The following is an 11,624-nucleotide window of genomic DNA, read 5'->3' as shown; positions in this document are numbered from 1 at the left end:
GCCGGGCCAAATGCCAATGATGGAACAGCAGATGCCAATGATGCCGGGCCAAATGCCAATGATGGAACAGCAGATGCCAATGATGCCGAATCAAATGCCGATGCCTATTCAACAAAAGGATTGCGGCTGTGGTGGAGGATCTCACCAAGGTTACCCAATGGGAGGCTACGGCATCAATCCGGGGTATCACGTTCCACCAATGCAACCAGGAATGCATGGAGGATTTTATCCGGGTCCACATTTCCCTCAAATGGGCTTTGGTCAACCGCAATTTAATCCATATATGCAGGCCGGGATTCCTAATTATGGAGTACCTAATCCTGCTTTTGGAGGTCCATATGATTTTGGACCAGGGGTTCCATTACCTCGTGATGAGGAAAGTAGTGAATATAACGGCTAAATTTGGAGGAGACGATAGTTTTCATAATCGTCTCCTCTCCTATTTAAATCAAACTCTTCCTTATCAAATCGATTGTCTTACTCCTGTAAGAAGAAATGTCTTTATTGTCAGACTGAATGATGGTTTTCAATTTGTTCTTAAAGGCTATCCGTCCCTCCGGCGATTGAAAATTCAAGAGGCTTTTATTCAATCACTGAAAAAGGAAGGTTTTCCTTATACCTACTCGTTTTATTCCTTTCCAAAAGAACAGTGCTTATATTTCGAGTCGCAGTATTATGGTCTACTTGAGTTTCTTCATAAAGGGGAGAAACCCTTTAGCTATAATTCAAGGAAGAATTGTCAGGAAGGGCTGCAGCTTTTACAAAGCTTTCACAAAACATCAGAGAAATTGGTTGGGAGTTATAAAACAATCCTGCCTTTTTTTCATTTAATTGAAAAATGGGAGGAAAGGTATCAACAATTCAAACATAATATTCCTTTATTATCTTTGTTTCTACAAAAGGAAATAATAAATGATTTAACATCTTGGGCAGAATGGTCTTTAGCCTATTTAAAGCAGGAAAAAGAAACATTATACTCCTTTCCAAATGTTATTTTACATGGGGATGTTGCCCACCATAATTTTTTTCGGACATCGGAAGGAGAATTGCTTTTAATTGATTTTGATTTAATCAGTATTGGTCCGGACATAACTGATTATTTACAATATGCCAATCGAATCCTGCCTTTTTTACATTGGTCATTTCAACAGTTATCTTCTTTTGAACAGTTTCATCCCTATTTTAAACATAACGTTTTTTTGTATGCGCTTGCCTATCCTACTGATATTTTTCGTGAATGGAATCGACTTGTAAAAGACCATACTTACAATGACACAAGAAAAGTCCGTTCTGTCATGGAATTAACTTTAGGACAATATGATAACCGACGGGCCTTTTACGAAGAAATCAAAACAAGAGTTACAATTCGTTAAGGGTGAGATAAATGGTGGTAACTGACAGGATTGAATGCAAAGACTTTTTCGCAATCTAATAATGAGCATTGTATTTATGAATAACAGGCCAAGGCCCAAAATAAACTAAAATCAAAGGAAGTTTACCGTTTGATACCGGTTAAGCTTCTCCATTAAATATGAATGCAATGCTCATCTTAATGGAGAGGTGGGACTCGTTTGCAGCAACATACAAAATTCTGGTTACTATCATCAATATTTATCATTGGCCTTACTGGGTGCGGCAACAACGAGGAGACAGCTGTACAAGACGGGCGGAACGATAACACAATACCAATCGGTTATTATTCAAATGAGAAACATGACGCAAATGGCGGGAACGCTATTTTACTTGAGGGTGACAATGATGGTCCGGCGACAGAATCATTGGATCATACATTAGGTAAAGAACGGAATACTAATCGTCAAGGTGATAAAGAGGCAAAAGGAAATAATGGAATTTACAAAATAAATAATCGTGAATTCTACTCTGATGGCAGACCTGTATTAGGTGACGATGATAAAAACTATCATGGACATTTAAATAATAATGAACTTCCGACGCGTCAAAGCTATTACACAGGTAATGAAGGCAAGTTAAATGAAAAAATTACCAGTGAAGTAAAAAAGGTAGCGAATGTAACAGATGCCCAAACGGTAATTGAAGAGAAAAATATTATTGTTGGGGTCCTGTTAAACGATGAAAATAAGGCAGAGGAAACAAAAAGAAATATTAGAAATGCTATCGAGCCTTATGCTGACGGCAAATCTGTGAAAGTTATGACAAATGAAAGCCAATATAATCGCATCAAAGTAATTAACAATGATTTACGAAATGGCGGTCCAAAAGACGAACTTGATAAAGAAATAAGAAATATGAATCAAGCGAATGAAAATATAGATTAAATACTGAATGGAAAAACAGAGCGGCTTGCTCTGTTTTTATTTTTTATGTGCAAAACCGGGATAAACATGAAAAAAATGGTCAAAATACTAATGTGATAATAAGAAGTTCAAGCGCTTTTTTAGCCAAATAAACAGCTTATTTTCTTACTTTATTGTATGTAAAAAGCCGTTGCTCCGATTTCAAAACGAGGTGATCGTCTATGCAAACAAAATGGTTTGTTCGAATTATTACCCTATTTGGAGTTGTATGGGTGATCTTTTCAGCAGATTTTGCTCTTAGAGGAGAAATACGTACAGCATTTGCTAGTCAAATTGTTGAGGAAATAAAACTCCCAGTAAAAGTAGATGTGGTATTAACGTATATGTATGTTGATGGAGAAATTAGTGAAGAAACCGTTACAGAAACGATTTATTCCATGGAAAACTTTTGGGCTAAATATGATGAATGGCAGTTTATTGGCATGAATCAGGGGAAATTTGTATTTCGTAAGGAAATGGACGATATCTCGCCATTATTGAAAGCAAATGGATATTTTGGTGTTACGGAGGACGGAATCTTAACGATTTTTAATGGAAAGCCATACAAATCTCATATTATACAATCCTTTTTCCAAATCGATGTTGGAAAACTGGAAAGCCGTAAAAGAAAGGAATTAAAAAAAGGAATTCCTATCAAGACAAAAGACCGCTATGTCGAAGTTTTAGAAACATTTAAATCGTATTCAAAAGAAACAGAGGCTAATTAAATGATTCCCAAAAGGAACCGGTTATCCGGTTCCTTTTATTTTAATAAAAATAGCGAGGGAATAATTTGATTAATCCAACATTTTTCTTAATCGGTTATGTATTGTATGATAAAATGATGTACAGCAATTTTAGAGGAGAGAAAAGCATTGTATGAATTTATTAGAGGAAATGTTCACTATATTCATCCAGAATATATTGTGATTGAAAATAATGGAATGGGCTACCAGATTGCTGCCCCAAATCCTTTTGCATACACAAAATACTCTGGTCAAGAAGTCACAGTTTATACGTATACATATGTACGAGAAGATGTTCTTGCTTTATATGGATTTCAGACTCGTGAAGAGAAAACATTATTTATGAAACTATTAAATGTTACCGGAATTGGTCCAAAAGGTGCTCTTGCTATCCTTGCTTCAGGAGAACCTCAGCAAGTCGTGCAGGCAATTGAAAATGAAGATGAGGCCTTTCTTGTGAAATTCCCTGGTGTTGGAAAAAAGACCGCAAGACAAATGATTCTTGATTTGAAAGGAAAACTTCCTGATATACTTCCAGATTATTTTCCAAATCTATTTCAGCCAGATCAGGTTGAACAGGCAGACAATACTCATGAAGAATTTGATGAAGCAGTTCTTGCACTATTGGCTCTTGGCTACTCGGAAAAGGAAATCAAGAGAATCACTCCAGAGTTAAAAAAAGAGCCGCATACAACGGATGAATATATTCGAAAAGGATTACAGCTGCTGCTTCGATAACTTCATTCAGCAAATGTTTTTTGTACCGAAAGCTTGTGGCAGGTACAGAAGTCTTCACTTGTATAAGTGGAGGGTAAATGCAAATGGCTCTTCGATTAGGGGGAATTCGAACCCCGGCTGAATGAAGTTAAGCCTCCGGCGAGTCTTGCGATTTTTTTAAGGTAATTTATCGAGCGAGCTCGATAAAAATCCGGACGCAAATTCGACGGGCGAATTTGATAAGTGGGGGAGATGACGAATGGAAGAACGAATTATTTCAAGTGAAGCTGATTTAGGGGAGATCTCTTTCGAAACAAGCCTTCGTCCGCAAACCTTAAATCAATATATTGGACAGGACAAGGTTAAAGAGAATTTAGCTGTTTTTATTAAAGCTGCTAAGCTTAGACAGGAAACCTTGGATCATGTCCTTCTTTACGGTCCCCCGGGACTTGGAAAGACAACACTTGCTTCGATTATTGCTAATGAAATGGGAGTCAACATCCGGACAACGGCAGGACCGGCTATTGAAAGACCGGGTGATTTGGCGGCTATTTTAACAGCGCTTGAGCCTGGTGATGTATTGTTTATTGATGAAATCCATCGGTTGACCCGTTCGATTGAAGAAGTGCTGTATCCTGCAATGGAGGATTTTTGTTTAGATATTGTTATTGGAAAAGGCCCAAGCGCTCGCTCTGTAAGACTTGATTTACCTCCGTTTACCCTTGTTGGCGCTACGACAAGAGCAGGTTCATTATCTGCTCCGCTTCGGGATCGATTTGGAGTTCACAGCCGGCTTGAGTATTACAACTCAAAACAGCTAAAGGAAATTGTCATCAGAACAGCAGAAGTATTGGATGTTGAAATTGATTCACAGGCTGCGGCTGAAATTGCCTCAAGGTCAAGAGGAACTCCAAGGATTGCAAACCGATTGTTAAAACGTGTACGTGACTTTGCTCAAGTCCGCGGAGATGGCCGGATTGATGAAGAAATAGCCTTAAAGTCGCTCGATTTGCTTCAAGTTGACCGTTTAGGGTTAGATCATATTGACCATAAATTATTAAGAGGGATTATCGAAAAATTCCGCGGCGGTCCGGTTGGACTTGAGACGATTGCAGCAACAATTGGGGAAGAGGCACATACGATTGAAGATGTGTATGAACCATATCTTCTGCAAATTGGATTTCTGCAACGGACACCAAGAGGAAGATTAGTAACAGATCTAGCTTACCGCCATCTCGGATTGGAGGTGCCCGGAGGGTGACTGGGATAGGCAAATTACTAATGACAATTGGAGTCATTGTGTTCATTATTGGTTTTCTCATGCAATTTATCCATATTGGAAAATTACCTGGTGACATAGTGATAAAGAAGGGCAATACAACCTTTTACTTTCCTATCGTGACATCGATTGTGTTAAGTGTTGTTCTGTCACTGGTTTTTTACTTTATCGGAAAATTTCGTTAAGCTTTCGGCGATCCTTGTAATTTTTAAAGGAATTCGGTCAGGGCGAATTTGAACAGTTATAGAAAGGTGACATTATGAAAGTAGATTTATTTGATTTTCATTTACCGGAAGAATTAATTGCACAAACTCCTCTGCTTGATCGTACAAGCAGCAGACTAATGGTATTAGATAAAGAAACAGGAAGTATCACACATGATATCTTTAAACATATAAGAAACTACTTAAAACCAGGAGACTGTCTTGTGTTAAATGACACGAGAGTATTACCGGCAAGGCTGTACGGTGCAAAGGAAGATACCGGTGCTAAAATAGAGGTTTTACTATTAAAACAGCAGGAAAATGATCAGTGGGAAACACTGGTTAAACCAGCGAAACGAATAAAAAAAGGGGCAAAGATTGTTTTTGGCAACGGATTATTAACGGCAGTTTGTATCGAAGAGCTCGAGCATGGCGGAAGAATTCTTGATTTTCAATATGAAGGAATTTTCTATGAGGTACTTGATCAATTAGGAGAGATGCCGCTGCCACCGTATATTAAAGAACAATTAGAGGATCAAGACCGATACCAAACGGTCTATGCCCGTGAAAGAGGTTCTGCTGCTGCGCCTACAGCCGGTCTTCATTTTACAGAAGAGCTGTTGGATGAAATACGGGCGGCAGGTATACATATTGCTTTTATTACTTTACATGTAGGATTAGGAACGTTCAGACCGGTAAGTGTTGACGATATTGACCAGCATGAAATGCATTCTGAGTTTTATCAAATGACAGAGGGTACGGCAGCTTTGTTAAATGAGGTGCGTAGTTCGGGAGGACGGATTATTTCGGTGGGTACAACTTCTACACGGACATTGGAAACCATTGCATCTGAATATAATGGAAGATTTGAAGCAAGGAGTGGCTGGACAGATATTTTTATTTATCCGGGCTATGAGTTTAAAGCAATTGACGGCATGATCACGAATTTTCATTTGCCGAAATCAACGCTTATTATGTTAGTTAGTTCACTTGCTGGTCGTAAAGCAGTATTAAATGCTTATGAAACAGCTGTTCAAGAGCGTTACCGTTTCTTTAGCTTTGGTGATGCGATGTTAATTATTTAACTTCATTCAGCCGAAGTCCTTTACTTCTAAAGTTAAGGGGTGAATGCAAAAAGTTCTCTGATTCAGTGGGGGTTAAACTCCGGCTGAATGAAGTTAAGTCTCCGGCGGATGCCAAGGATTTTTTAGAGGTAGTTTATCGAGCGAGCTCAGGTAATCCGGGCGCAAATTCGACGGGACGAATTTGATTCATTTGAAAAAAGTGTTGAAGGGAGAATGACGATTTGACAGCGGTAACTTATGAATTAATTAAAACATGTAAACAGACGGGGGCACGTCTTGGCCGCGTTCACACGCCGCATGGATCTTTTGAAACCCCAGTGTTTATGCCTGTTGGAACATTAGCAACAGTGAAAACGATGTCTCCTGAAGATTTAAAGGAAATGGGTGCCGGGATTATTTTAAGTAATACATATCATTTGTGGCTTCGTCCCGGACATGATATTGTTAAAGAAGCTGGCGGTCTGCATAAATTTATGAACTGGGATCGTGCAATTTTAACGGATTCCGGCGGTTTTCAAGTGTTTAGTCTTAGTGAGTTTCGTAAAATCGAAGAAGAAGGCGTCCATTTCCGTAATCATTTAAATGGTGATAAATTATTTCTTTCACCAGAAAAAGCAATGGAAATTCAAAACGCGCTTGGTTCAGATATTATGATGGCATTTGATGAATGTCCTCCATATCCTGCAGAGTTTGATTATATGAAAAAGTCTGTTGAAAGAACATCGCGCTGGGCGGAACGCTGCCTCAAGGCTCACGCGAGACCAAATGATCAAGGATTATTTGGAATTGTACAGGGCGGTGAGTACGAAGAGTTACGTAAGCAAAGTGCTCGAGATTTAGTGTCACTTGATTTTCCTGGTTATGCAATTGGAGGCCTATCGGTAGGTGAGCCGAAGGATGTAATGAATCGCGTCCTTGAATTTACTACACCGTTATTACCGACAGATAAACCGCGGTATTTAATGGGGGTTGGTTCGCCTGATTCATTGATTGATGGAGCTATTCGTGGTGTCGACATGTTTGATTGTGTATTACCGACACGTATTGCGAGAAACGGAACATTGATGACATCAAGCGGTCGTTTAGTGGTTAAGAATGCGAAATACGCCAAAGATTTTGGACCAATTGATGAGCATTGCGACTGCTATACATGCAGAAACTACAGCCGTGCTTATATTCGTCATTTGATCCGCTGTGATGAAACGTTCGGAATACGTTTAACCTCTTATCATAATCTATATTTTCTGGTAAAATTAATGGAACAAGTAAGACAAGCGATCCGAGAAGATCGTCTGGGGGACTTTAGAGAAGAGTTTTTTGAGCGATACGGTTTTAATAAGCCAAACGCCAAGAACTTTTAATCAAGGCTGTGTTAATGAGATAGTTGCTGTATTTATCATTTAACCATGCCTTTAATAAACTAAGTTTGAGAGGAGGTCATGTGAGCATGGAAGGTCTTTTAGGAACAGTAGGTCCTATTATATTAATGTTTGTTCTGTTCTATTTCTTATTAATTCGTCCACAGCAGAAAAGACAAAAGAATGTACAACAAATGCAGAACTCTTTAAAAAAGGGCGATAAGATTGTTACAATTGGCGGTCTTCACGGTATCGTTGATTCAGTTGATGAAGGTAAAGTTGTGATTAAATGCGGAGATGGAAGCCGTCTTACATATGACAGGTCAGCAGTACGTGATGTTGTTGAATCTGCTCAATCATAATTCTATGAAAAAACAGGAAGCTGTAAAAGGCTTCCTGTTTTTTATGTTTAATTATTTCTTGATTTTCCACTCATGTTGACTCCAAGAATCCCACCCATCATAGCGATTAAAATATAGCAGATGTGATAAATGATTTGTTCGAAATTAAAAAGAGAGTCGAGTCCCAGGAACTGATACAAAAAGATTATAATAGAATAGACTATGCCGGTTAGGCCTCCAAGCATCCAGCCTTTTTGTTTCCCTCTTCCACCTGAAATAAAGCCTCCCAAAAAAATTAGAATAAAAGAAATAGTCGTAATGATATACTTTACGGATGACTCTTCCAAAGAAGTAAATCGTAATATCGTTGCAAAAAGAATGCTGTTGATAATCATTAAAATTAAAATAGTTAATGTCCCATACAGTACAGCACTTCCAAGATTTTTTGACTCTTCGATAATGAATCTCTCCCTTCTGTATTTGGAAAAGTATATTTATCCTAAATAAACTATTTCTCTTTGTACAAGCATATTCATGAACAAATCAATCTAGAAGCAAATCTTTTGTATGGCTAAATAAGTAAATAGTAAATATTTCCCAACATGGTTTTGTTGATATAGAACAAGATAAATGTAGGCAGTTTGTTAAGACCTAATGAAAATTGCTCGAAAGAGGGATTTCTGGATGGATGAAATGTTCACTGTTATTTTGAGGACTATACTGACTTATTTTATTATTTTATTGATTTTCCGATTCATGGGAAAAAGAGAAATTGGCGAATTAAGTGTCTTCGACCTAGTGGTAAATATTATGATTGCTGAAATAGCTGTTATGGCCATTGATGAAACGTCAATTGAGTTAATGAAATCAATTGTACCGATTATTATGTTGATGCTGATTCAAATTACCATGGCGCGCTTGTCCTTAAAAAGCAAAAAATTTAGAGACTTGGTAGATGGCTCTCCATCCATTGTCATTAATCAAGGACAAATTGACGAAAATGTGATGAGGAAGCAGCGTTATAATTTTGATGATTTGCTGCAGCAATTGCGGGAAAAGAACGTTCGAAATATTGCAGACGTTGAATTTGCTATTCTTGAGCCATCAGGAAAGCTATCCGTATTTGAAAAGGAAAAAAATAATGAAGAAGGAGACATCACACTTCCATTGATAGTAGACGGTGTTATCCAGTACGATCATTTACACATCATTAATAAAACAGAACTATGGTTAAGACAGCAATTGAAACAAAAAGGATATCTCGATATCAAAAAAATATCCTTCTGCAGTTACCAAAATAACCAATTTTACATCGATCTTATTGAAGAGTAACGCATTAAAGCGGCGGGGGACAGTCCCCCGCCGCTTTAATGCGCTGGGGGACTGTCCCCCAGCGGTTTAACGCTTTAGTGTGGGATGGGGTTGGCTGAGGACGGCTAGTTTGGCTAATGGTTTGCCAATCCACGGGATGCGGTTGAGTTCGTCTTTTTGCATTAATCCGAGCAGGAGTGCAAGCAGGCTATAAAGGATTGAAATAGCAATGGCAGCAATCAAAACTTTTAGAGAGAGCGGTTGTCCGGCCGGGAGATGATTCAGAAGCCAGGCTCCTGCAAAACCCGCAACGCCCATCACAAAAAAAGTTTTCAAGTAGTCCCGTATATAGAAAGTGAATGAAACCTTTTTGAGTACCGTTGCGAAGTGAAGCAGGGTTACAAGGACAAAGCCGACAAGAAGTCCAATGGCCACGCCGTTTATTCCAAAGGCGGGTTGACTTGCCAAGGCAAAGATGACAGCTGTTTTCACAATGGCACCTATTAAACTGTTGATCATGGCTGCTCTCGCTAGATTGAGCGCCTGAAGAGTTGCTTGCAGGGGTCCCTGATAATAATACAAAATAAAGAAAGGCGCCATTAATTTAATGAACCCTGAACCGTTTTCAGAACCATATAAAACCTTCATTAATGGATCAGCTAGTACATATAAAATGACGACAGCAAGTCCACCTGACAAAAAGACAAATCGAAGTGCCTGCTGTAATCGATATTCAACAAGTTTCATATTATTTTTTGAATGTGCCTCACTGATAGCCGGTACTAATGATGTAGCTAATGATTGGGTAATAAACGAAGGAAGCATTAATAATGGGAGGGCAAAGCCGGTTAATGAACCGTACTGCTCGGTTGCTGCAACTGCAGCAATACCAGCTATCGCAAGACTATGCGAAACAACAATCGGTTCAAAAAACCATGAAAGGGAGCCGATCATTCTGCTGCCGGTCGTCGGAATGGCAATGCTCATAAGCCCCTGAAATGTACTTTTTCCTGAGCGAACGTATGTGAAAAATTGCTTTCTAATAGGGAATTTCTTTTTCAATTTAAAGGTTGTTAGTAAGTATACTAGCGATGCGAGTTCACCGATGACAGCAGATGCCATTGCCGCTGCCGCTGCATACTCAATTCCGTAGGGAATAAAGGCTTTGGTCATAAAGGCGATTAAGGAGATCCGAATCACCTGTTCAATCATTTGTGAAAAAGCTACAGGTTTCATATTCTGTTTACCTTGAAAATAGCCCCGGATAACAGAAGAAATGGCAATAATCGGTACGACAGGAGCAATAGCTAGTAAAGGATAAAGCGTTCTTTCATCTGTTAAAAGTGTTTCAGCAAGCAACGGCGCAGTTAAGAGTAAAATCGGAGTAAAAATAGCTGAAAGGGCAATCGTCGTAGTTAATGATACGACGAGAATTTTTTTTACTTTCGCTTTATCTCCGACAGCCTCTGCTTCCGCAACATTTTTAGAAATGGCTACAGGAAGTCCGATTTGAGTAATCGTAATGGCTAGAATAAAGGTCGGAACGGCCATCATATATAGCCCCACACCTTCTGCTCCGATAAAGCGGGCAATAACAATGCGATTAATAAATCCTAATACTCGTGTAATTAACCCTGCTGCTAATAGTATCAGCGTCCCTTTTATAAACTTTGACATTGTATTCCCTGCCTTCTCAAAAAAGGTTTTATCATATACAATTAACTATATGCACTGATATGGACAAAGCATGACTAAGAATTCCAGATGAAATCAAGGGGAGGGGCTAATATGAACGTTAGCCATGAATATGATCGCTTTCGCAGCCTAGTTGAACCAGCATTGAAAAGTAAACAGGAAGAATTTCTTCTTTTGGGGTATGACAATGTGTCGGATGAGGATATTTGGCGGTTTTTAGTTAAAAAGAAGTGGCAGAAGGAAAATGATGAAATCAAGCTTTATGAAATAGTTCAGAGTATTCTTTCTCTTAAAATAGGAGAATTTATGAATTATAGTACGGTTGAAGCGTTAAAAGATGCTGAGTTTACACTTGAAAACGAAGAGGAGCTCTTAGAATTGTTGAAATAATGTAAAAAATAATGGGATATTGTTAATTTTTTATGGCGCAGCAAGGTATCAAATTGACAGCCGCATAAAACTGTTTCATAATAAATTATTTGAAGGGATATCCCATTTTTTACAAAAATGGGTTAGTTTTTGAAGTGTGATCGCTGTAATTGGATAAGCGATCAGCAGATTAATTTTTTTAATC

Annotated in this window: 13 protein-coding genes and 1 pseudogene; 12 read left to right on the top strand and 2 right to left on the bottom strand. The window is 38.5% G+C overall.

Going from position 1 to position 11,624, the window contains the following annotated elements; all coding sequences use genetic code 11:
* The 10 genes and pseudogenes from F4V44_RS27320 to yajC form a co-directional block, all read left to right on the top strand.
* Positions 1 to 400 (top strand): annotated as a pseudogene (locus F4V44_RS27320) (hypothetical protein); the annotation flags it as partial.
* A complete protein-coding gene (locus tag F4V44_RS11260) occupies positions 372 to 1,373 on the top strand; it encodes a phosphotransferase (RefSeq protein ID WP_223881862.1) in 1,002 nt (333 codons plus the stop codon). The pseudogene F4V44_RS27320 and the gene F4V44_RS11260, both read left to right, overlap by 29 nt.
* Positions 1,374 to 1,571: 198 nt before the next feature.
* Positions 1,572 to 2,297, top strand: a complete 726-nt coding sequence (locus tag F4V44_RS11255) for a YhcN/YlaJ family sporulation lipoprotein (RefSeq protein ID WP_150440078.1) — start codon at positions 1,572 to 1,574, stop codon at positions 2,295 to 2,297.
* 200 nt (positions 2,298 to 2,497) lie between these two features.
* The gene (locus F4V44_RS11250) at positions 2,498 to 3,043 is read left to right on the top strand and encodes a BofC C-terminal domain-containing protein (protein ID WP_150440077.1); all 546 of its coding nucleotides are present in this window, start codon (positions 2,498 to 2,500) and stop codon (positions 3,041 to 3,043) included.
* A gap of 147 nt (positions 3,044 to 3,190) precedes the next feature.
* Positions 3,191 to 3,799 (top strand): Holliday junction branch migration protein RuvA, encoded by a 609-nt coding sequence (ruvA, locus tag F4V44_RS11245; protein WP_150440076.1) that lies wholly within the window; start codon positions 3,191 to 3,193, stop codon positions 3,797 to 3,799.
* A gap of 238 nt (positions 3,800 to 4,037) precedes the next feature.
* The gene (gene ruvB, locus F4V44_RS11240) at positions 4,038 to 5,039 is read left to right on the top strand and encodes a Holliday junction branch migration DNA helicase RuvB (protein ID WP_150440075.1); all 1,002 of its coding nucleotides are present in this window, start codon (positions 4,038 to 4,040) and stop codon (positions 5,037 to 5,039) included.
* Positions 5,036 to 5,242 (top strand): DUF2905 domain-containing protein, encoded by a 207-nt coding sequence (locus F4V44_RS11235; protein ID WP_150440074.1) that lies wholly within the window; start codon positions 5,036 to 5,038, stop codon positions 5,240 to 5,242. Before ruvB ends, F4V44_RS11235 begins: the two co-directional genes overlap by 4 nt.
* 74 nt (positions 5,243 to 5,316) lie before the next feature.
* A complete protein-coding gene (gene queA / locus F4V44_RS11230; RefSeq protein WP_150440073.1) occupies positions 5,317 to 6,345 on the top strand; it encodes a tRNA preQ1(34) S-adenosylmethionine ribosyltransferase-isomerase QueA in 1,029 nt (342 codons plus the stop codon).
* A gap of 221 nt (positions 6,346 to 6,566) precedes the next feature.
* Positions 6,567 to 7,706: a tRNA guanosine(34) transglycosylase Tgt gene (tgt, locus tag F4V44_RS11225; RefSeq protein ID WP_150440072.1), complete on the top strand. Its 1,140-nt coding sequence runs from the start codon at positions 6,567 to 6,569 to the stop codon at positions 7,704 to 7,706.
* 86 nt (positions 7,707 to 7,792) lie between these two features.
* Positions 7,793 to 8,065 carry a preprotein translocase subunit YajC gene (yajC, locus tag F4V44_RS11220; RefSeq protein WP_150440071.1) on the top strand — a complete coding sequence of 91 codons (273 nt, stop codon included), beginning with the start codon at positions 7,793 to 7,795 and terminating at the stop codon, positions 8,063 to 8,065.
* 47 nt (positions 8,066 to 8,112) lie between these two features.
* Here yajC and F4V44_RS11215 read toward each other — a convergent pair whose 3' ends face one another.
* Entirely contained in the window at positions 8,113 to 8,469 is a 357-nt protein-coding gene (locus F4V44_RS11215) for a TIGR04086 family membrane protein (RefSeq protein ID WP_317978317.1), read from the bottom strand.
* Between the two features lie 259 nt (positions 8,470 to 8,728).
* Here F4V44_RS11215 and F4V44_RS11210 point away from each other — a divergent pair, with 259 nt between their 5' ends.
* Positions 8,729 to 9,376: a DUF421 domain-containing protein gene (locus F4V44_RS11210; protein WP_150440070.1), complete on the top strand. Its 648-nt coding sequence runs from the start codon at positions 8,729 to 8,731 to the stop codon at positions 9,374 to 9,376.
* A gap of 66 nt (positions 9,377 to 9,442) precedes the next feature.
* Here the strand turns inward: F4V44_RS11210 and spoVB are convergent, their stop codons facing one another.
* Positions 9,443 to 11,032, bottom strand: a complete 1,590-nt coding sequence (spoVB, locus tag F4V44_RS11205; protein ID WP_150440069.1) for a stage V sporulation protein B — start codon at positions 11,030 to 11,032, stop codon at positions 9,443 to 9,445.
* Positions 11,033 to 11,143: 111 nt separating this feature from the next.
* On the opposite strand from spoVB, the gene F4V44_RS11200 reads away from it, so the two are divergent.
* A complete protein-coding gene (locus F4V44_RS11200) occupies positions 11,144 to 11,440 on the top strand; it encodes a post-transcriptional regulator (RefSeq protein WP_150440068.1) in 297 nt (98 codons plus the stop codon).
* Positions 11,441 to 11,624: the final 184 nt, after the last annotated feature.

This window comes from Niallia endozanthoxylica (assembly GCF_008710145.1).
GTDB classification, from domain to species: Bacteria; Bacillota; Bacilli; order Bacillales; family Cytobacillaceae; genus Bacillus_BD; species Bacillus_BD endozanthoxylica.
Note: the sequence above shows the minus strand (reverse complement) of the source record. Positions and strands in the feature narration are given on the sequence as shown.

What these genes read in the sequence shown, in the direction of transcription:
- F4V44_RS11260 (WP_223881862.1), top strand. Translation starts at nt 372, where the DNA reads ATGAGGAAAGTAGTGAATATAACGGCTAAATTTGGAGGAGACGATAGT.
- F4V44_RS11250 (WP_150440077.1), top strand. Translation starts at nt 2,498, where the DNA reads ATGCAAACAAAATGGTTTGTTCGAATTATTACCCTATTTGGAGTTGTA.
- ruvB (WP_150440075.1), top strand. Translation starts at nt 4,038, where the DNA reads ATGGAAGAACGAATTATTTCAAGTGAAGCTGATTTAGGGGAGATCTCT.
- queA (WP_150440073.1), top strand. Translation starts at nt 5,317, where the DNA reads ATGAAAGTAGATTTATTTGATTTTCATTTACCGGAAGAATTAATTGCA.
- yajC (WP_150440071.1), top strand. Translation starts at nt 7,793, where the DNA reads ATGGAAGGTCTTTTAGGAACAGTAGGTCCTATTATATTAATGTTTGTT.
- F4V44_RS11210 (WP_150440070.1), top strand. Translation starts at nt 8,729, where the DNA reads ATGGATGAAATGTTCACTGTTATTTTGAGGACTATACTGACTTATTTT.
- spoVB (WP_150440069.1), bottom strand. Translation starts at nt 11,032, where the DNA reads ATGTCAAAGTTTATAAAAGGGACGCTGATACTATTAGCAGCAGGGTTA.
- F4V44_RS11200 (WP_150440068.1), top strand. Translation starts at nt 11,144, where the DNA reads ATGAACGTTAGCCATGAATATGATCGCTTTCGCAGCCTAGTTGAACCA.